At 71.7% G+C, this 18,969-nt stretch carries 15 protein-coding genes; 11 read left to right on the top strand and 4 right to left on the bottom strand.

The genetic code is table 11. From position 1 onward, the window contains the following. Window positions 1–61: 61 nt before the first annotated feature. The 8 genes from miaA (at window position 62) to Q7L65_RS09035 (ending at window position 8,489) form a co-directional block, all read left to right on the top strand. On the top strand, window positions 62–970 hold the full coding sequence (gene miaA, locus Q7L65_RS09000; protein WP_304720536.1) for a tRNA (adenosine(37)-N6)-dimethylallyltransferase MiaA: 909 nt from the start codon (window positions 62–64) through the stop codon (window positions 968–970). Between the two features lie 37 nt (window positions 971–1,007). Continuing rightward, window positions 1,008–1,886: a diaminopimelate epimerase gene (gene dapF / locus Q7L65_RS09005; RefSeq protein ID WP_304720539.1), complete on the top strand. Its 879-nt coding sequence runs from the start codon at window positions 1,008–1,010 to the stop codon at window positions 1,884–1,886. Then, window positions 1,873–3,036 (top strand): LL-diaminopimelate aminotransferase, encoded by a 1,164-nt coding sequence (locus tag Q7L65_RS09010; protein WP_304720540.1) that lies wholly within the window; start codon window positions 1,873–1,875, stop codon window positions 3,034–3,036. Before dapF ends, Q7L65_RS09010 begins: the two co-directional genes overlap by 14 nt. 41 nt (window positions 3,037–3,077) lie before the next feature. Next, on the top strand, window positions 3,078–3,776 hold the full coding sequence (locus tag Q7L65_RS09015) for a class I SAM-dependent methyltransferase (RefSeq protein WP_304720543.1): 699 nt from the start codon (window positions 3,078–3,080) through the stop codon (window positions 3,774–3,776). A gap of 95 nt (window positions 3,777–3,871) precedes the next feature. Further along, window positions 3,872–5,200, top strand: a complete 1,329-nt coding sequence (hflX, locus tag Q7L65_RS09020) for a GTPase HflX (RefSeq protein ID WP_304720545.1) — start codon at window positions 3,872–3,874, stop codon at window positions 5,198–5,200. Between the two features lie 57 nt (window positions 5,201–5,257). Continuing rightward, window positions 5,258–5,545 carry a type II toxin-antitoxin system Phd/YefM family antitoxin gene (locus tag Q7L65_RS09025; protein ID WP_304720548.1) on the top strand — a complete coding sequence of 96 codons (288 nt, stop codon included), beginning with the start codon at window positions 5,258–5,260 and terminating at the stop codon, window positions 5,543–5,545. After that, on the top strand, window positions 5,545–5,967 hold the full coding sequence (locus Q7L65_RS09030; RefSeq protein WP_304721194.1) for a type II toxin-antitoxin system VapC family toxin: 423 nt from the start codon (window positions 5,545–5,547) through the stop codon (window positions 5,965–5,967). The genes Q7L65_RS09025 and Q7L65_RS09030 overlap by 1 nt, the downstream gene beginning before the upstream one ends. Before the next feature lie 164 nt (window positions 5,968–6,131). Further along, window positions 6,132–8,489: an esterase-like activity of phytase family protein gene (locus Q7L65_RS09035; protein WP_304720550.1), complete on the top strand. Its 2,358-nt coding sequence runs from the start codon at window positions 6,132–6,134 to the stop codon at window positions 8,487–8,489. Between the two features lie 205 nt (window positions 8,490–8,694). Here the strand turns inward: Q7L65_RS09035 and Q7L65_RS09040 are convergent, their stop codons facing one another. The 4 genes from Q7L65_RS09040 to Q7L65_RS09055 all read right to left on the bottom strand — a co-directional run bounded on the left by Q7L65_RS09040 (window position 8,695) and on the right by Q7L65_RS09055 (window position 12,341). Further along, entirely contained in the window at window positions 8,695–9,666 is a 972-nt protein-coding gene (locus tag Q7L65_RS09040; protein ID WP_304720552.1) for a glycine betaine ABC transporter substrate-binding protein, read from the bottom strand. Window positions 9,667–9,757: 91 nt separating this feature from the next. Continuing rightward, complete coding sequence (locus tag Q7L65_RS09045; RefSeq protein WP_304720554.1) at window positions 9,758–10,459, bottom strand: ABC transporter permease; 702 nt, start codon at window positions 10,457–10,459, stop codon at window positions 9,758–9,760. Further along, window positions 10,456–11,181 carry an ABC transporter permease gene (locus Q7L65_RS09050; RefSeq protein WP_304720556.1) on the bottom strand — a complete coding sequence of 242 codons (726 nt, stop codon included), beginning with the start codon at window positions 11,179–11,181 and terminating at the stop codon, window positions 10,456–10,458. Before Q7L65_RS09050 ends, Q7L65_RS09045 begins: the two co-directional genes overlap by 4 nt. Before the next feature lie 2 nt (window positions 11,182–11,183). Continuing rightward, window positions 11,184–12,341 (bottom strand): ABC transporter ATP-binding protein, encoded by a 1,158-nt coding sequence (locus Q7L65_RS09055; protein ID WP_304720559.1) that lies wholly within the window; start codon window positions 12,339–12,341, stop codon window positions 11,184–11,186. Window positions 12,342–12,529: 188 nt separating this feature from the next. Here Q7L65_RS09055 and Q7L65_RS09060 point away from each other — a divergent pair, with 188 nt between their 5' ends. The 3 genes from Q7L65_RS09060 to Q7L65_RS09070 all read left to right on the top strand — a co-directional run bounded on the left by Q7L65_RS09060 (window position 12,530) and on the right by Q7L65_RS09070 (window position 18,902). After that, on the top strand, window positions 12,530–16,126 hold the full coding sequence (locus tag Q7L65_RS09060) for a M36 family metallopeptidase (RefSeq protein WP_304720560.1): 3,597 nt from the start codon (window positions 12,530–12,532) through the stop codon (window positions 16,124–16,126). Between the two features lie 157 nt (window positions 16,127–16,283). After that, window positions 16,284–17,252 (top strand): AraC family transcriptional regulator, encoded by a 969-nt coding sequence (locus tag Q7L65_RS09065; RefSeq protein ID WP_304720561.1) that lies wholly within the window; start codon window positions 16,284–16,286, stop codon window positions 17,250–17,252. A gap of 87 nt (window positions 17,253–17,339) precedes the next feature. Then, the gene (locus Q7L65_RS09070; protein WP_304720562.1) at window positions 17,340–18,902 is read left to right on the top strand and encodes a calcium-binding protein; all 1,563 of its coding nucleotides are present in this window, start codon (window positions 17,340–17,342) and stop codon (window positions 18,900–18,902) included. Window positions 18,903–18,969 lie beyond the last annotated feature (67 nt).

The raw sequence follows: 18,969 nt of genomic DNA on the forward strand, positions 1-18,969 counted from the left end.
CGCCCGCACCCCCATCGCCCCGCGGGACGGCGAGCACAGCCCGCCGGCCATACTCCGCCGCATGACGCCAAACGTCATCGCGATCTTCGGTCCGACGGGAATCGGGAAGACGTCCGTCGCGCTCGCGCTCGCGCGCCGGCTGCGCGCGGCTGGGGAGGACCCGGTCGCGATCTCGGCCGACGCGCTGCAGGTCTACGGCGGCCTCGAAACGCTGACGGGCGCGGCCGACGCGACCGAGCAGGCCGAGCTGGAGCACCGCCTGATCTCCTTCCTGCCGGTCGCCGCGACCTTCAGCGCCGGGCGGTACGCGCAGCTGGCGCACGCCGAGGTCGACCGGGCGCTCGCCGAGGGCCGCACGCCGATCGTCGTCGGCGGCACCGGCCTCTACCTGCGCGCGGCGCTGACCGAGCTGCGGCTGAAGCCGCCCCCGCCGGAGGGCGCGCGCGAGCGCTGGCTGGCGGAGCTGGAGCGCGTCGGCGCGCCCGCCCTGCACGCGCAGTTGAACGAGCGCGCGCCGTGGGCGGCGGCCGGGATCGAGCGCAACGACCGCCAGCGGCTCGTGCGCGCGCACGAGCTGCTCGACGCCGGCGCGCTGGAGCCGCCGACCGGCGAGCCGTCGCAGCTGTGGACCGCCGAGACGCGCCACCCGACGCTGCTGGCCGGCCTGACGATGGAACGCGAGGCGCTGTACGCGCGCATCGACGAGCGCGTCAGCGCCATGGTCGCCGCGGGCGCGCGCGAGGAGGTGCTGCGGGCAGATGCGGCCGGCGCCTCCGACACCGCCCGCAAGGCGCTCGGCTTCGCGGACCTGCTGGCCGGCGACGTCGAGGCGATGCAGCGTCACACGCGCAACTACGCCCGCCGCCAGCTGACGTGGATGCGCAAGCTGGCCGGCGCGGAGACGATCGACACGACCGGCCGCTCGGCGGATGACGTGGCAGCCGAGATAGATAACCTCCGCCGCCGATAGCACGGCAGCGGACGACCCCCAGATCCCCGGAGGCAGCGTGAAGTTCGAGAAGTGGCAGGCGCTCGGCAACGACTACGCGATCGTCGAGGCCAGAGACCTCCCGTTCGAGCTGACGCCCGCGCGCGTGCGCGCCTTCTGCGCGGCCCACTTCGGCGTCTTCGCAGACGGGATCCTGCTGTTGAGCGAGACGGCCGAGCCCGGCTACGTCGCGCAGCTGAAGATCTTCAACCCCGACGGCTCCGAGGCCGAGCTGTCGGGCAACGGCGCGCGCGAGGCGATCATGTACCTGCGTCAGCGCGGCTGGGTCGACGCCGACACCTTCTCGATCATGACCGCGGCCGGCGAGATCCGCCCGACGATCACCGGCCCGACGACCTGCAAGGTCGACATGGGCCGCGCGAAGCTGACCTCCAAGGACTTCCCCGGCGGCCCCGACGACGGCAGATCCGAGCTGACCGCCGACGGCACGACGTGGGCCTTCCAGCACGTCTCGATCGGCAACCCGCAGTGCTCGATCCGCGTCGGCTCCGAGGCGGAGCTGGAGGCGCTCGACCTGCCCGCGATCGGCGACGCGATCATGGCCCATGCGCTGTTCCCCAACCGCACCAACGTCTCCTGGTACGCCGAGCTGGCCGACGACCGCATCCGCGCGCGGATCTTCGAGCGCGGCGTCGGGGAGACGCTCTCCTCCGGCACCGGCGCGACCGGCGCCGCGGTCGCGCACGTGATGCGCGGCGGCGGGGGCGAAGATCCGCACGATCCGGACACCTCGACGGTCACCGTCGTGCTCGACGGCGGCGAGCTGGAGGTCGAGGTGGCCGAGGACCTGCACGTGAACCTGACCGGCTGGGCCGTCCCCGTCTTCACGGGGACGCTGTCGGAGAACTTCATCAAGGAGCTGCATGAGACCGAGTAAGCGACTCGACCTGATCCCGCCGTACCTGTTCGCGCAGCTGGAGCGCAAGATCGCCGACAAGAAGGCGGCGGGGATCGACGTCATCTCGCTCGGGATCGGCGACCCCGACACGCCGACGTACCCGCCGATCGTCGCGGCCGCGCAGCGCGCCGTCGCGGACCCGGGCACGCATCAGTACCCGTCCAACCGCGGCCGCCAGGACTTCCGCGAGGCGTTCGCAGCCTTCTACGCGCGCCGCTTCGGCGTGACGCTCGATCCGGCGACGGAGGTGATGCCGGCGATCGGCGCGAAGGAGTGCATCTTCAACCTCAGCCTCACGTTCCTCGATCCCGACGACATCGCGCTCGCGTCCGACCCGGGCTACCCGGTCTACACCGGCGGACCGCTGCTGGCCGGCGCCGGCTCGGTGCTGATGCCGCTGAAGCCGGAGCTGGGCTTCGCGCCCGACCTCGGCGCGATCTCCGACGCCGACGCGGCGCGCGCGAAGCTGCTGTTCATCAACTACCCGAACAACCCGACCGGCGCGATCGTGCCGGACGGCTTCTTCGAGCAGGTCGTGGAGTTCGCGCGCAAGCACGACATCCTCGTCGTGCACGACAACGCCTACAGCGAGACGACGTATGACGGATATGCAGCGCCGTCGTTCCTCTCCACGCCGGGCGCCAAGGAGGTCGGCGTCGAGGTCTTCTCGCTCTCCAAGGGCTACAACATGACCGGCTGGCGGGCCGCGGCGATCGTCGGCAACGCGGACGCGATCGCGGCCTACTGGAAGCTCAAGAGCAACGTCGACTCGGGCCTGTTCGAGGCGGTCCAGCTGGCGGCGATCGAGGCGCTCTCGCCGGCGGTCGACGCGGACGTGGCGGCGATGAACGCGATCTACACGCGCCGGCGCGACCTCGTCGTCGACGCCCTCAAGGCAGCCGGCGTCGACGTGACCGCGCCGAAGGGCACGATCTACGTGTGGGCACCGATCCCCCCCGGCTACGAGTCCTCGGCCGCCTACTGCGAGCACGTGCTGGAGCAGGCCGCCGTCGTGATCTCCCCGGGCGGCGCGTACGGAGCTTCCGGCGAGGGCTTCTTCCGCATCTCCCTCACCACGCCCGACGACCGCCTCGCGGAGGCCGTCGAGCGGATCCGCAGACTGGGCTGAGAGTAGGCTGGGCGGGACGTCCCCGAAGACGAGGATCACGAGTGACCAACGACAAGACCCCTCCCGCATCGACGACGGTCTCGGCGCAGTACGACGAGCACGGCGCCGACTACTTCTCGTACCAGGTGGCCGGGGCGCGTACGGCGGCGCAGATCTCGATCACGCGGTTCGAGCCGTACATCGGGTCCGGTGACCGACTCGTGGACTTCGGGTGCGGGACCGGCTGGCTGCTGAAGCTGGCGAACGCCCGGGAGAAGCTCGGGATCGAGCCGAACCCGGTCGCCCGGCAGCACGCGTCCGAGCTCGGCATCGACACGGTCGCCGGTCCGGCCGAGGTCGAGGACGGATGGGCGGACGTGGTGATCTCCAACCACGCGCTCGAGCACTCGCTCTCCCCGTACACCGAGCTGCAGGAGCTGTTCCGGATCGTGCGGCCCGGCGGCCGGCTGGTCCTCTGTCTGCCGCTGGACGACTGGCGGCAGAAGGCCCAGCGCAAGGTCGACGGCAGCGACCCGAACCATCACCTGTTCACCTGGACCCCGCTGCTGCTGACCAACCTGCTCCAGGAGGTCGGGTTCGACGTGCGCAGCGCCCGCGCCTTCACCTACCTGCAGCCCTATTACAACGAGTGGCTGTTCCCGCGGCTGCCGCGTCCGGCGTTCGACGCGCTGGCCCGCGTCTTCGGGAGCGTCAAGCGCTACCGCCAGGTCTTCGCGGTTGCGGACCGGCCGCGGGCATAGCGGTTGGCCCGCTTCGGAGCGGGCGCGCGGGGTGGACCGGACGCGCTGACGATCGCGTCCCGGCGGAGGGCGGGCGTCACTAGACTCGTATGTAGATGACGACGACCCGCAGCCGCAACGGGCGCTCGAACGAGACGCTCACATCTGAGAGATCGCAGGCAGGGCGCGCGCGACAGCGCGCGTTCATGATCGCCGCGCTGGAGCAGGGCGAGGACCTCGCCGAACTGGAGGAGCTGCTGCGCACCGCGGGCGTCGCGACCGTCGGGCAGCTGGTCCAGCACATGGAGAAGCCGCACCCGAACACGTACCTGGGGTCCGGCAAGCTGCAGGAGCTGAAGGAGCTGCTGAAGGAGTCCGGCGCCAACGTCGTCGCCGTCGACGACGAGCTCAGCCCGCGCCAGGAGCGCAACCTCGAGAGAGCGCTCGACACGCCGGTCGTCGACCGCACGACCGTGATCCTCGACATCTTCGCCGGCCACGCGCACTCGGCCGAGGGCAAGCTGCAGGTCGAGCTGGCGCAGCTGCAGTACAACCTCGCGCGCATGCGCGGCCTGTGGACCCACCTCGAGCGCCTCGGCGCCGGCGTCGGCACGCGTGGCCCGGGCGAGTCGCAGATCGAGACCGACCGCCGCCTCGCGCGTGACCGCATCACCGCGCTGCGGCGCAGACTCGAGCGCGTCAGAGGCGCTCGCGAGACGATGCGCGCCGAGCGCGACCGCGCGCAGCTGCCGACGGTGGCGCTCGTCGGCTACACCAACGCGGGCAAGTCGACGCTGCTGAACAAACTGACCGGCGCCGAGGTCGGCGTGCGCGACCGGCTCTTCCACACGCTCGACCCGACGACGCGCTCCTACAGACTCGGCGGCCGCGACTACCTGCTGACCGACACCGTCGGCTTCATCCGCAAGCTGCCTCACCAGCTCGTCGAGGCGTTCGGCGCGACGCTGGAGGAGACGCGGCTGGCGGACCTGCTGCTGCACGTCGTCGACGCCTCCGCGCCCGAGGAGGAGCTGGACGAGATGATGCGCGCGGTCGACTCCGTGCTCGGCGACATCGGCGCCGGCGAGCAGCCGCGCATGCTGATCCTCAACAAGGCCGACGCGCTGACCGAGGACGAGCGCCACGAGGTCCAGCTGCGCCACCCCGACGGCCTGCTCGTCTCCGCCAGGACGGGCGAGGGGCTGGAGGAGCTGGGCGAGCGGATCGAGGAGGAGTTCGAGCGCCGCCTGCAGGACGTCGAGCTGCTGATGCCCTACAGCGAGGGCGGCAGACTCGCCGAGCTGCACCAGATCGCCGGCGACCTCGTGCGCGAGGACACCCCCGAAGGCGTCCGCGTCACCGCCCGTGTGCCCGCCACCGTCGCAGCCCGCTTCGTGCGCTACTCGACGAACGGGCACTCGCCGAACGGCGGCTCGGCGGGCTGAGCAGCCCGGCGTGGGCCGCCTTGTCGTTGGCTCCATGTAGCGTCTAAGGTGATCTCCATGACGCCACATGGAGTTGCGCTCAAGAGAGAGGTCGGGGTGCGCGAACTGCACGACCAGCTCAGTCGCTATGTGCGGCACGCGGCGGAGGGCGGCGAGGTCTTCGTGACGATGCGCGGGCAGCGTGTCGCGCGGCTCTCTCCGTTGGAATCCGGCGATCCGCTTGCTGAGCTGCGAGCGCGCGGTCTCGTGCATGAGCCGGCGCAGCGCAAGCGCCCCGTCAGCGGTCGCAAGCGGCTCGCTGCCGCTGCTCCTGTTTCGGACCTCGTCGCTGAGCAGCGACGCTGATCGTCTACTTCGACGCCTCCGCGTTGATCAAGCTCGTCTTCGACGAGTCTGGGTCCGAGGTCGCGGCTGAGCTGTGGGACCGCGCTGACGCCACCACCTCCAGCCAGCTGATCTACCCCGAAGCACGTGCTGCTGCGGCGGCAGCGCATCGTGGCGGCCGCATCGACGCGCGCACGCTCAGAGCCGCCGTCCGGACGATCGACGAACGGTGCGAAGAGCTCAACGTGATCGGCCTCGACGCACCGCTCGCACGAGCAGCCGGAGCGCTTGCGCAACAGCACGCGCTGCGCGGGTACGACGCGGTCCATCTCGCGTCGGCGGCCGCAATCGACGCGTCCGGCCTTGTCATGGCGACCTGGGACCGCGACCTCGCCGACGCCGCAATCGCACAAGAGCTCGCGGTCGCGCCAGCGCCGAGATAGCCTGCGGGCGGTCGCTTCGGCGCCGGCCGGGAGTTGTCACCGAGCGAGCGGTCTGGTCGCTGATCGGTCATGCGCTTCAACCGCCCGCGCGCTTCACACGACGACCACGTGATCTTCACCGGTCGGTCACGAACCCGTTGCACCGGCGGCCGTAGCGTCGCGCCATGAAGACGATCACGACCTTGGCTGCCTCCGTGGGCGCGGCCCTCGCGATTGCTGCGCCGGCTTCGGCCGCGGCACTCAGCGATCCCGTGGAGGCTGGGCGGTATGCGCTCGATCGCGCGCTGGTCCTGCCGACGCCGAACCTGACGGACCTCAGCCCGATCCTCTCGACCGGCGACCTGTTCGGCAACAGAGGGATGCGCGAGGGCGGGCTGTCCGCGCTGCAGGTGGTGCCCGGCAGCGGCAACCGCCGCTTCCTGACGATCTCCGACCGCGGGCCCAACGGCGCCGTCGCCGGCTCCGTCGACGGCAGAACGTTTCCGTCGCCGACCTACTCGCCGACGATCCTCGAGCTGGAGGCCGATGCCGACGGCCGCCTCGCCGTTCTCTCGCGCACGCAGATCCGCGTGCCCGGGACCGACCCGCGCCGCTCCGAGGCGACCTTCGCCGGGGACCCGTCGCTGATCACCGGCATCCGCAACGTCGTCGACGCGAGAGTCGACGACCGCACGTATCTGATGAGCAACGACACGACGCTCAGCGAGTACCTGCCGACCGACCCGTACGGCCTCGACACCGAGGGCATCACGCGCGACCCGCGCGACGGCTCCTACTGGGTCAGCGACGAATACCGACCGTCGATCGTGCACCTCGACCGCAACGGCGTGATGCGCGACCGGATCGTGCCCGAGGGCGCCGGCGCGCTGCTCGACACCGACCCGACCGCCGGCTTCACGCCGCTGTCGGACGCCTACGGCGGCCCGTCCCAGGACGAGCCGTCGCTGCAGGAGCTGCTCCCGCACGAGTACAACGCGCGCAAGCTCAACCGCGGCTTGGAGGGCCTCGCGCAGTCGCCCGACGGCACGAAGCTCTACGCGATCATGCAGAACTCGCTCGACACGGCCGGGTACCCGGCGTCGCTCGGCTACGGCACCGCCAGTTGCGTCGGCTCCGGCGACGCCGGCACGACGAGACCGACGAGCACGAACTGGTGGCGTGACCTGCGGATCGTCGAGTTCGACGTGACCGACTCCTCGCAGCCGAGACTGACCGGCGAGTGGATCTACCGGCTCAACCAGCTGTCGGCGACGAACCCTGACACGCAGGCGTTCCTGCGCGTCAGCGACATCGCCTGGAACGGCGCGCGCAGACTGATCGTCGACGAGCACGACGACGTCAACGCGGACAAGAACGGCCGCAAGTTCTTCGAGGTCGACCTCAACGAGGCGACCAACCTGCAGGCCGATCCCGCCTACGACACGTACGCCGAGCGCGGTGCGAGCACGACCGTCGAGGGCCGTACGCAGCCGCTCGGCTGCTTCTTCGACAATGGCTCGGAGAGCGAGCTGTCACACCTGCCGACGCCGGTCAGAGCGGCCCCCAAGTCGGAGTACCTCAACATCGGCTTCCAGAGAGACGGCGGCGTCGAGTTCCTCAACGGCAAGATCGAGGGCATCGCGCTGCTGAACGGGATCCCGGGGATCGCGGTCGTCAACGACAACGACTTCGGCTTCTCGCAGGAGCCGGCCACCAACGTGATCTCCAGCGCCGCGGATCCCTCCTCGCAGCTGCGCATCTACACGACGCGTCCCGCCGTCAGCGGTGACGGCACGACCCTCGGCGGCACCGCGAAGGCCGGCCGCACGCTGACCTGCCTGGCGCCGGCGTTCACCGGCACCGGCACGGTCGAGTACGCCTACACGTGGCTGCGCGACGGCACGCCGATCGCGGCCGCCGACGGCACGCGCTACACGCTCTCGGCCGAGGACGTCGGCGCGAGAATCAGCTGCAGCGTCGTCGGCACGCGCGTCAGCGGTCCGGTCAGAGCCGTCTCGGCCGCTTCGGTCAGCAGCGAGACCGCCGCGGTCGCCGACTTCGACACCGGCGCGACCGGCCCGAGAGGGGAGACCGGCGAGACGGGGCCGAGAGGGGACACCGGCAGCACCGGCCCCAGAGGCGACACGGGCGCCACCGGCGGACCGGGCGCCAAGGGCGACGCCGGCGCCAGGGGCGACACCGGTCCGGCCGGCGCAGCGGGTGTCGCGGGCCCCAAGGGCGACACGGGCGCCGCCGGTCCCGCCGGCCCCAAGGGCGATCGCGGCCCCGCCGGTCCGACGCCGAAGGTCACCTGCACGCTGGTGAAGAAGAAGCGCGCGATCACCGGAGTGCGCTGCGCGGTGAAGGCCACCCGCGCCAGCAAGATCGTCGCCCGCCATGGCAGCCGGACGCTCGCCCGGGCGACGGTGCGCCGCGGCGTGGCGTCGCTGCGCCTCCCTGCCTCGGCGCGGCGCGTCACGTTCGCGGCGCTCGACAGCCACGGCAAGCAGACGGCGACCGTCGCGGTGAAGGTCCGCCGCTAGCGCGACCCGGAATGAAGCGAGCGGAGCCGCCGCACGGGCGATGGCTCCGCGACCCGGCATGAAGCGAGCGGAGCCGCCGCACGGGCGATGGCTCCGCGAGCCGGCCGGATCGGCTTCAGCTTCTCCTTCACGACCCTGACGGCGCATTTCCCGCACGCGGGAGGACGCGTCGCCAAGGTCGAGAAGGTGGTCACGCTCGACTGAGCTACAGCAGCCCGTTGGCCTCCAGGTACGCTCTCGCGACCGCGTCCGGCTGCTGCTTGTCGATCGCGACGGCGGCGTTCATTCTCTGCATCGCCTCCGTCGTCAGCTTCGCGCTGACGGCGTCGAGCGTCTCTCTGAACGCGGGGCCCTCGGCTTCGAGGACTCTCGAGGAGACGACCGGCGTGACGTTCTGGAAGCCGAAGACGTTCTTCGGATCTCTCAGCACGACGTATCTGCCGCCGGTCAGCTGACCGTCCGTCGTGAAGACGTCCGCGACGTCGATCTTTCTGTTGTCGAGCGCGTCGTACTGCAGCCCGATCGTCAGCGGCGAGAACTGCACGTCGGTGATCCCGTACGCTCTCGCCAGGCCCGGCAGGCCCGTCGGGCGTCTGCGGAACTCCGGCGGCGCGCCGAGCTTCAGACCTCTGATCTTCGCCAGGTCGGCGACCGATCTGAGGTTGTTCTCCGCCGCGTAGTCCGGCAGCACGGCGAGCGCGTCGGTGTCGGTGAACGGCGTCAGCGGCAACAGCGTGAAGCCGTTTCTCTCCGCGAACGCCTGGCCGGCGGCGAGCGCCTCATCCGGCGAGCCGAACAGTCTCGTGTCGCCCGCGACGGTCGTGTTGAAGATCCCGATGTACTCGGGGTACATGTCGATCTGGCCGCTTCTGAGCGCTCTGTCGGCGATCTCGGTCGAGCCGATGTTCTCCTTCAGGTCGACTCTGAAGCCTCTCGCCTCCAGCGCCTGCTTGTACAGCTGGCCCAGCACGAACTGCTCGGTGAAGTTCTTCGTGCCGAGCGTCACCGCCGGCTTGCCCTCGCCCGGCAGCGCGCCGGACGTGGTCTCGGTCCCGGCGCCGGTGGAAGTGGCGGCGGTCGTGCTGCTGTCGTCGTCGCTGCCGCAGGCGGCGACTCCGAAGGCCAGCACGAGCGCGGCGACTGCCATCAGCAGTGTGCGCAACGTTCCCTGCTTCACGTTGGGATGTCCTTTCTCTGTTGGCGTACTCACCAGCACGTCCCCTCCTTCCCCCCGACCGCCGGAGACCTCCTCTGTCCTCCGGCGCCCGTCATACGGTCTCCGTCGCCGCCGGCGGACCGACGGCGGAGAGCTCGCGTTCTGCTCGCCCCGCGCGCAACCCGCGCGGGGTCACCGCCCGCTGCAGCGCAGCGAACAGCAGCTCGGCGACCAGTGCCAGCGCCGCGACGCAGATCGCCGCCCCGAGCACGCCCGGGAGGCGGTACGTCGCCTGGTCGACGATGATGTCGCCGAGGCTGTGCGCCCCGGCGAGCGGCGCGAGCGTCGCAGTCGCGATCACATACACGACGGCGGTGCGAACGCCCGCGAAGATCAATGGCAGGGCGAGCGGCAGCTCGACCCGCAGCAGCACCTCGGTCGACGTCATGCCCATCCCGCGCGCGGCCTCGACCGAGTCGGGGTCGACCTGGTCGATCGCGACGTAGGCGTTCGTCAGCATCGGCGGGACCGCCAGCACGACCAGCGCGACCATCACGTTGACGAAGCCGATCCCCAGCAGCGCGACGCCGATCGCGATCAGCGCGAGGCTCGGCAGCGCGCGGCCGATGTTGGAGATGCTGATCGCGACGAACGAGCCGCGGTGCAGGTGGCCCAGCCAGACGCCGATCGGGAGCGCGATCAGCAGCGCGATCCCCATCGAGGCGCCGGTCAGCGCGAGGTGGTCGAGCGTCAGCTCCCACAGCAGCGAGACGTTGTCGCCGATGAACTTGAGCGCGTCGGTGAAGTCGTTCATCGCCGCACCGCCCGCGACCACGGCGACAGCGCCCGCTGCACCAGCACCAGCAGCCCGTCGGCGATCAGCGCGAGCGCCACGCACAGCCCGCCGGCCGCCAGCAGCTCGGTGCTGAAGGTCTGCTGCAGCGCCGTGTAGATCGGGGCACCAAGGCCTTCGTTGACGACGAAGACGGCGATCGTCGCGAGGCTGATGACCGTCACGGTCGCGATCCGCAGGCCCGCGAAGATCGCCGGCAGCGCCAGCGGCAGCTCGACCTTCCACAGCAGCTGCTGCTCGGTCATGCCCATCCCGCGCGCCGCGTCGCGCACCTCCGCCGGCACGCCGGACAGGCCCGCGAGGACGTTGCGGAAGAGGATCAGCAGCGTGTAGGAGACGAGCGCGATCTCGGCCGTCAGGCGCGTCAGGCCGGTGAACGGGACCAGCAGCTGGAACAGCGCCAGCGACGGGATCGTGTAGAGGAAGCCGGTGACGACGACGATCGGGGTCGCCAGCCAGCCGCGGCGGTGCGCGGCGAGCGCCAGCGCGAACGCGATCGCGGAGCCGATCACGACCGCTATCAGCGTCAGCAGGATGTGCTGCAGCAGCGCCGGCTGCAGCGTGTCGGCCCAGTTGTCCTTCACCCAGCCCCAGCAGAAGAGGCCGTCGTTGCGCTCGCAGGAGCTGCCTCTGCCGAAGTCGGGGATCACCGGTGCGGACTGCGCGAAGAGAGCGCCGTCCATGATCACTCCGGCGGGCGCAGCGAGTTGCTGATCAGCTCGAGCGAGACGAGGCCAGCCAGCCTGCCGTCGGCCTCGACGACGACGAGCGGCCGGTTGCGGTCGGCGACGACGAGCGACAGCGCGTCGTGCAGGGAGGTGTCGCGGCCGGCGATCGCGGCGAGCGGCTCGGCGTCCTCGGCCGCGACCGGCAGCCCGTTGAGGCGCTCTATCGGCAGGCGCCCGATCGGCTGCTCGGCGCTGTCCAACACGACCAGCTCGTTTGCGCCGTGCTGCTGCGCGATCCGGCGCGCCTCCTCCGCCGGGGTGCCGATGTGCGCGACGTTGGCGTCGGCCAGTTCGACGTCGGCGAGTCTGCTGAGCGTCAGTCGCTTGAGGCCGCGGTCGGCGCCGACGAACTTCGCGACGAAGTCGTCGGCCGGCGCGGCGAGCAGCTCGTCGGGCGTGGCGAACTGCGCCAGGTGGCCCCCCTCGCGCAGGATCGCGATCCGGTCGCCCATCTTGATCGCCTCGTCGATGTCGTGCGTGACGAAGACGATCGTCTTTCTGATCTGGCTCTGCAGCCGCAGGAACTCGTTCTGCAGTCTCGCGCGGTTGATCGGGTCGATCGCGCCGAACGGTTCGTCCATCAGCATCAGCGGCGGGTCGGCGGCGAGCGCGCGGGCGACGCCGACGCGCTGGCGCTGGCCGCCCGACAGCTGTCCGGGGTAGCGTGCGCCGAGGTCCGGGTCGAGGCCGATCAGCTCCATCAGCTCGGCGACGCGGCGCTCGGTGCGGTGCTTGTCCCAGCCGAGCAGCTTCGGCACCGTCGCGACGTTCTGCGCGATCGTCAGGTGCGGGAAGAGGCCGATCTGCTGGATCACGTAGCCGATCTCGCGGCGCAGATCCGAGCCCTTGCGGGTCGTGATGCTCTTGCCGTCGAGCAGGATCTCGCCGGAGGTCATGTCGATCATCCGGTTGACGAGCCGCATCGCGGTCGTCTTGCCGCAGCCGGACGGCCCGACGAGGACGCAGATCTCGCCCGCCGGGACGGCGAAGGAGAGGTCCTCGATCGCAGGTCTGTCAGCGCCGGGGTAGCGTTTGCCGACGCTACGGAACTCCAGCGGAGCAGCGCTCGGGTAGGCCGTCGGCCCCTCGTTCTGGGCGGTGTCTTCGCTGTTCACAGAGCAGTTCCCTGTGGAGGGAGTGGTCCAGTCTAGCCATCGCCCGGACACAGTTCGGCAGGCGAGCGGCGACATGCCAACGACCGTCCGACCCGACCGCAATCCTTGAAAGCGCTAAAGCATTCGCGTTGGCTGCCGATTGGAGTTGCAGCGCGTCCGTCCCCGTTGCCCCGAAGGAAACCGTCTGCATGTCGCAGCGCCGTGCCCGTCTCGCCCGTCGCTCAGCGCTCGCCGCCGCGCTCGCGACAGCCGCCACGGCGGTGCTCCTGCCTGCCGGTGCGAACGCGCTGGGCCCGTCGCAGCAGCGCACGGGGCAGGCGCCCTATGACGTGCGCGCGGCCGTCGCGGTCGACGATCCGAGCGCGCCGGGCGGCGCCGTCGACGCGCTCGCGCGGCAGCTGGGACCGCAGGGCGTCGTCTCGATCGACCCCGTCAACGGCACCCCGCGCCAGCTGCTGCGCACCGACGGCGCACTGACCGGCCGCTCCGCGAGCAGCGCGGAGACCGTCGCGCTCGACTACGTCCGGGCGCATTCCGGTGTCTTCGGACTGACCGGCGGCGAGCTGTCGGCGCTCGGCACGCCGCGCACGACCGTCACGCCCGCCGGCGTGCGCCACATGCGCTGGACGCAGCGCTACCGCGACATTCCGGTGCTCGGCGCCGGGCTGCGCGCCGCGGTCGCGCGCGACGGCCGGCTGATCGCGCTCGGCGGCGCGCCGCTGCCCGACACGGCGGTCGCGAGCACGACGCCGCGGCTGTCGGGCGACCAGGCGCTGGCGCGCGTGCGCCGCGACGCCGGCGCGCCGGCCGGACAGCCGGGCGCGGGCACAGACGCCGGCGCGCCACCGGCTCCGAAGCTCGTGATCTTCGCCGCCCACGACGGTCCGCGGCTGGCCTGGCACGTGCGCGTCGACGCCGACAGCACGCACCGCTACTCCTACGTGCTCGACGCCGACAGCGGCGCGATCCTGAAGCGCTCCAACCTCGTCCGCTTCGCCGACAGCGGCGCCGCGGGCGGCGCCGACGGCGGCGGCGCGTGGGCCTTCGCGCCCAGCGACGAGACGCTGCCGAATCCGCGCCTGGGCACCACCGGCAGAAACGGCGAGCCCGCCTGGAGGCAGGTGCAACGGCGCTTCCCGCAGGGCTGGATCACGTCCGGCGGAACGCGGCTGAAGGGGCTCAACGCGCACGTCTACTCCGACGTCGACGACAACGACGCCGCGGGGCTCTCCGAGGAGATCCCGAGCAACGACGTCGATGCCGGCGTGCCGGTCTGGGACTACCCGTTCAACGTCGTCTCGCCGGGCTGGTCGTTCTGCAGCGCGACCTACCCGTGCTCGTGGAGAGACCTCTCCGACCAGACCGGCATCGGCGGCTGGAACGTCAACCGCGCGCAGAACGCGGTCCAGGTCTTCTGGTTCCTCAACCGCTACAAGCAGCACCTCGCCGAGGACCCGATCGGCTTCGACAGAGGCTCCGGCAACTTCTTCGGCGACGACTACGTGATCGCCAACACCGACGACGGCGCCGACAAGACCTACGTCGACGGCGAGGACTTCGTCCACGAGCACCACCCGGACAACGACCATCTCAACAACGCGAACATGTTCACGCCGCCCGACGGCGAGTCCCCGCGGATGCAGATGTACCTGTTCATGCCGGGCGCCGACCCGTCGACCGATCCGACCGTCGACGCCAACGGCGGCGACGACGCCTCGATCGTCTACCACGAGTACACGCACGGGCTCTCCAGCCGCCTCATCACCGACGACGACGGCGAGCAGGCGCTCAACGCGCCGCAGGCCGGCGCGATGGGGGAGGGGTTCAGCGACTTCTACGCGATGGACTTCCTCACCGCCGAGGGCGACCAGGTCGACAGAGCCGCCGACGGCGACGTGCTGCTCGGGAGCTACATCTCGCAGGGGCAGACCGGCTCGCTGCGCGAGGCCGCGCTCGACTGCCCGGTCGACAGCAGCGCCCCGGAGTGCGCCGGCGGCGGCTTCACCTACGCCGACTACGGCAGGGTGATCGCCGACTACGGCCCGGAGGTCCATGCCGACGGCGAGATCTGGGCGCAGACGCTGTGGGACCTGCGCGGCGCGCTGATCAGAGCGGGGATCGAGGACGCGCTCAGCGCCGGCGGCACCGAGCAGGACGGGATCGACCAGGGCGAGTACACGACGCGGCTGCTGGTGACCGAGGGGATGCGGCTGGCGCCGCCGGAGCCGTCGTTCCTCGACATGCGCGACGCGATCCTGGCCGCGAACGCCGCCGACCTGGTCGCCGACCCGGACGCGCGAGAGTTCCACCGCCAGCTGATCTGGGACGTCTTCGCCGCGCGCGGGATGGGCTACTTCGCCGCGACGCTCAACGCCGACGACCCGGCCCCGACCGCCGACTTCCACCTGCCGCCGCCCTCCGGCACGCCGACCGCGGCGCTGCGCGGGACCGTCACCGACGCCGACACCGGGGTGCCGATCGCGGGCGCGGTCGTGCGGCTGCCGAGCGTCCCGGGCGCCGACGGCCCCAGCGACGAGACCGACGCCGACGGCGCCTACGAGATCGGGGACGCGCTCGCCGGGATCGAGTACCCGCGCCTGCTGGTGCAGCGCAACGGCTACGCGACGACCAAGCAGGCGGACGTGACCGTCGCGCCTGACGGCTCCAGCGTGCTGGACCTCAGACTGCGCCGCAACTGGGCGTCGCGCTCGGGCCTGGCGACGGTGCAGAGCTTCAGCGGCCCGGACCTGACCGCGCTCGGCTGCGGGCCCGAGGACGCGATCGACGGCACCAGCGCCTACGGCTGGGGCAGCTACCAGCCCGGCTACGACGGCTCGTTGCACGCGGGCCTGCCGCCCGCGGACAGATCGCCGCGCGAGCTGGTGCTGAGACTGCCGGCCGCGGTCGACGTGAGCAGCTTCGAGGTCGACCCCGGCGCGATCTGCGGCGACGACGACAGCGCGTCGCTGGGCGGCTACCAGCTGCACACCTCGACCGACGGGTCGAACTGGAGACTGGCCGCGACGGGCACCTTCACGCGCGCGCACAACCACTACCTCACCGTGCTCCCGCCGTATGCCGGCACGACCGCCGGCGTGCGCTACGTGCGGATGACGATGCTGAGCCCGCAGGGCGGCGTCGGCTCGTCGGAGAACTGGTTCATGGACATGGCCGAGCTGGCCGTCTATGGGCCGCCGACGAGAGCCGTCGACCCGCCCGACCCGCCCGATCCGCCGGACCCGGGCGATCCGTCAGATCCCGGCGACCCGTCGGACCCGGGCCCTCCGTCGGACCCCGGCACCCCGCCGCCCGGCGGCGACCAGACGCCGCGCGACCCCGGCACGGTCACGCCACCGCCGTCGAGACCGGCGCCGGAGCAGAGAGGGCCCGTCGCCGTCGACGCCGATCCGAAGCTGTCGAAGGTCGCCGTGCCGCTGCCCAGGCGCCGCAGCCTCAGAACGGTGCTGAGCAAGGCGGGCATCCCGCTGCGGCTGCGCTCCGACGAGCGCGTGAGAGTGATCGCGACGATCACGCTGCCGGCGGCGACCGCGCGCAGGCTGAGAATGGCGAAGCAGCGCAAGGGCACGGTCGCGATCGGGCGGCTCTCCAACGCGCGCGTCGCCGCCAACCGCACGACGACGCTGCGCGTGAGGTTGCCGCGCAACACGCGCATCTGGCTCGATCGCGCGCAGCTGCGGACGCTGACGTTCGGCGTCGCGATCCTCGCGACCGACGCCGGCGGCAACATCACCGCGAAGACGGTGACGGCGACGGCGAGACGCTGAGCGGGCGCGGGCGGACCTCGAGTCTCGCGGCGCGAGATGGAGGTTCGTCACCGCCGGCAGCTCCTTCTCCTGCCCGCTCCCGAAGGTCCCCAGAGCGGTCGCCAGAGACCTCGGGAATCGGCTTGCCGGCAGACCGGCCGAGTGCTTTGATCGGCCGATGCTGCTGGAGGAACTGCGCACCCTGATCGCCCGCCATGCGCAACACGGCTGGCGGACCGCGATCGAGGGGGTGCTCGTCTCGTCGGTGTCGCGGCCGACGGCGCCCGAGGCGTCGACGACCGGCCTCGTGATGGCGTTGATCGCCCAGGGCGCGAAGCGCCTCGCGCTCGGCGACCGCGTCCACGAGTACCGCGCAGGCCAGTACCTGGTGGCGTCCGTCGACCTGCCGATCACCGGCCACTTCAGCGAGGCGAGCCCGTCCGAGCCGGCGCTCGGGTTCGGCCTGATCCTGAGACCGTCCACGATCGCGTCGCTGCTGTTGGAGGCGGGGGAGGGGGACGGAGCGGGCGCGCTCGGCGGTCGCCTCACGTCGGATGCGGCGGTCGGCGGCGAGGCGATCCGGCGCGCCCGGCGCCCCGTGGCGCCGCCCGGTCTCACCGTCAGCGACGCGTCCCCGGAGCTGCTCGACGCGGTCGTGCGGCTGCTGCGGCTGCTCGACCGGCCGGCCGACCTGCCGATCCTCGCGCCGCTGGCCGAACGCGAGATCCTGTGGCGACTGATGACCGGCGAGCAGGGCGCGACGGTCCGGCAGCTCGGCCTCACCGACAGCAGCCTCTCGCACGTCAGCCGCGCGATCGGCTGGATCCGCGATCATCACGCGGAGTCGTTTCGCGTCGAGGACCTGGCGCGCCAGGCCGGCATGAGCGTCTCCGCCTTCCATCGCAACTTCCGGGCGATCACGGCGATGAGCCCGATCCAGTTCCAGAAGCGGATCCGCCTGCAGGAAGCGCGCCTGCAGTTGATCGCCAACCCCGACGACGTCGCCGGCGCCGGCTACGCGGTCGGGTACGACAGCGCGTCGCAGTTCAGCCGCGAGTACCGCCGCCAGTTCGGCGCGCCGCCGGGCCGCGACGTCTCGCGCCTGCGCGCGCAGGCGGCGCCGCGGGCGCTCCAGTTGCTGCCCTGAGACCGGTCGTGCGGCCGCCCGGCGGCTGGCTGCACGCCCGTGGTTTCCCTGATGCGGATGGCCGTCGGGCGATCCTACGATCGCGTGATGCTCCGATCTCTGCTCGTCCTGATGGTGCTCGTCGGCTCGCTCGTCGTCGCACCGAACGCCTCGGCCGTCATCACGCTCACGTACAGCGGCACGACGATCGGGATCCAGGGCACGGGGGACAACATCACCTACGTCGCCTTCGACAGCTTCGACGGCACGGTCACGGTCCGCAACTCGAGCGGCGTCGTGAACGCGAGCAGCTGCACCGAGGAGTACGTCCCCGCGCTCGGCTCGACCTACTTCCACTGCCCGGGCGCGGCCACGGCCCTGCAAGCCAACTACCAGGGCGGCGCCGACAGACTCATGCTGGAGAACGTCTGCATGCCGTCGATCACCGCGAGCCTCGGCGACGGCCCCGGCAACTTCTCGCGACCGGACGGCTGCCCGGCCGACCAGCTCGCGACCGTGACCGGCGGCAGCGCTTCGGACATGTTCATAGGCGGTCCCGGTCCGGACCACTTCGACGGCGGCGGGGGCGACGACCAGCTGCGCGGCGACGGCGGCGACGACGTGCTGCAGGGCGGCCCTGGCAACGACCAGCTCTGGGGCCAGGACGGCAACGACCAGCTCCTGGGCGGCGACGGCGACGACAGATTCCGCGGCGATGCCGGCAACGACCTGCAGGACGGCGGCGCCGGCAACGATTCGTTCGGCGGCGACGACGCGGACCCCGGCGCCGACGACATCCGCGGCGGACCAGGCTTCGACGAGCTGCAGATGTTCAGCCACGCGGGCGGGGTCGCGATCGTGCTCGACGACGTCGCCAACGACGGCACGCCGGGCGAGGGCGACAACTACCACTCCGACCTCGAGAAGATCACGGCTACGCCGGGCAACGACACGTACGTCGGCACGCCCGGCAACGACGTCTTCGACGGCGCCGGGGGAGACGACGTCGCCCGCGGCGGCGGGGGCAACGACGAGCTGACCGGCAGCTCCGGCGCCGACCAGCTGTTCGGCGAGGCCGGCAACGACACGCTCTACGGCGGCGACGGCGACGACCGCGTCGACGGCGGACCGGGCCTCGACAGCCTCTACGGCGACTACAGCTCCTGCTCCGCCTACGGCTGCTCCGCCGGCAACGACCAGCTGTTCGCGCGCGACGGCGAGGGCGACGCGGTCAACTGCGGCTCCGGCGCCGACAGCGCCCAGGTCGACGCGATCGACACGGTCGCGCAGGACGGCTTCCAGGCGTGCGAGTCGGTCGATCGGGCCGCCGCGCCGGCGCCGGTGCCGCCCGCGCCGCAGCCGCCCGTGGTCGGCCCGAGACCGAGAAGAAGAGCGGCCGGCCCGCCGCCGGCGCTCAGCAGCGCGAGCGTGAGAGCCGGCAGACGGCGCTTCACGCTCACGTTCGCCCTGCGCCGCGCGACGACGATCACGATCACCGTCACCCGCAGAGGAGCGCGCAGACCGCTCGGCAAGGTCACGCTGAGAGGCAGAAGAGGCAGAAGCACCCGCACGATCGCGAGACTCGGCCGCCGCACCCTCAGCCCCGGCCGCTACCGCGTCGTCGTGAGAGCCGGCGCGAAGTCGCAGACGTTCGCGGTGCAGGTGCGCTGACGGGCGGGCTGGTCGCGACGTTCGGCTTTCGGCTCTACCACGGCATCCGCCTGATGAGACGATGCCG

Origin of the sequence: Conexibacter sp. CPCC 206217, from assembly GCF_030646165.1 — a bacterium.
Taxonomy (GTDB): Bacteria; Actinomycetota; Thermoleophilia; order Solirubrobacterales; family Solirubrobacteraceae; genus Conexibacter.

What these genes read in the sequence shown, in the direction of transcription:
- miaA (WP_304720536.1), top strand. Translation starts at nt 62, where the DNA reads ATGACGCCAAACGTCATCGCGATCTTCGGTCCGACGGGAATCGGGAAG.
- Q7L65_RS09010 (WP_304720540.1), top strand. Translation starts at nt 1,873, where the DNA reads ATGAGACCGAGTAAGCGACTCGACCTGATCCCGCCGTACCTGTTCGCG.
- hflX (WP_304720545.1), top strand. Translation starts at nt 3,872, where the DNA reads ATGACGACGACCCGCAGCCGCAACGGGCGCTCGAACGAGACGCTCACA.
- Q7L65_RS09025 (WP_304720548.1), top strand. Translation starts at nt 5,258, where the DNA reads ATGACGCCACATGGAGTTGCGCTCAAGAGAGAGGTCGGGGTGCGCGAA.
- Q7L65_RS09035 (WP_304720550.1), top strand. Translation starts at nt 6,132, where the DNA reads ATGAAGACGATCACGACCTTGGCTGCCTCCGTGGGCGCGGCCCTCGCG.
- Q7L65_RS09045 (WP_304720554.1), bottom strand. Translation starts at nt 10,459, where the DNA reads ATGAACGACTTCACCGACGCGCTCAAGTTCATCGGCGACAACGTCTCG.
- Q7L65_RS09050 (WP_304720556.1), bottom strand. Translation starts at nt 11,181, where the DNA reads ATGGACGGCGCTCTCTTCGCGCAGTCCGCACCGGTGATCCCCGACTTC.
- Q7L65_RS09060 (WP_304720560.1), top strand. Translation starts at nt 12,530, where the DNA reads ATGTCGCAGCGCCGTGCCCGTCTCGCCCGTCGCTCAGCGCTCGCCGCC.
- Q7L65_RS09065 (WP_304720561.1), top strand. Translation starts at nt 16,284, where the DNA reads ATGCTGCTGGAGGAACTGCGCACCCTGATCGCCCGCCATGCGCAACAC.
- Q7L65_RS09070 (WP_304720562.1), top strand. Translation starts at nt 17,340, where the DNA reads ATGCTCCGATCTCTGCTCGTCCTGATGGTGCTCGTCGGCTCGCTCGTC.